Genomic DNA, 435 nt, shown 5'->3' with positions numbered 1-435 from the left:
CCCGTAAGTGTAAACAAGTCGCCGGTCTGGGTATGCTGATGGCGGCCGCCTACGTGCTGGCTCTGTTTTTTCCCGCTCAAGGAACTTGGGTATTCGCTGCGGCCGTGATTGTCGGTGTGTTTCCATTTGCCCGCAAAGCAATTGCGCTGGCCATGTCTGGCTCGCCCTTCTCAATCGAAACGCTGATGTCCGTAGCCGCATTGGGCGCGCTGTTCATTGGTGAGGCCGAAGAGGCTGCAGCCGTAGTTTTCCTATTCTCGATCGGTGAGTTATTGGAGAGTGTGGCGGCCGATCGTGCCCGCGCCGGTATCAGAGCTCTGGCGTCACTGGTTCCGAAAACAGCGGTGCTGCTCGATGCCCAAGGCGGGCAGCGCGAGGTTGCTGCAGCTTCGCTGCGGGTGAATGACCATGTGCTGGTGCGCCCAGGTGACAGGG

1 pseudogene is annotated in these 435 nt (G+C 59.8%); it reads left to right on the top strand.

Annotation, left to right across the window (positions count from 1 at the left end):
- Positions 1–38: 38 nt before the first annotated feature.
- Positions 39–435 (top strand): annotated as a pseudogene (locus AAEZ18_RS18410) (heavy metal translocating P-type ATPase); the annotation flags it as partial.

This window comes from Pseudoalteromonas sp. 19-MNA-CIBAN-0066, assembly GCF_040308705.1.
In the GTDB taxonomy this organism is placed as follows: Bacteria; Pseudomonadota; Gammaproteobacteria; order Enterobacterales; family Alteromonadaceae; genus Pseudoalteromonas; species Pseudoalteromonas nigrifaciens.
The sequence above is the reverse complement of the archived record's forward strand: the minus strand, read 5'-3'. Positions and strand labels throughout refer to the sequence as shown.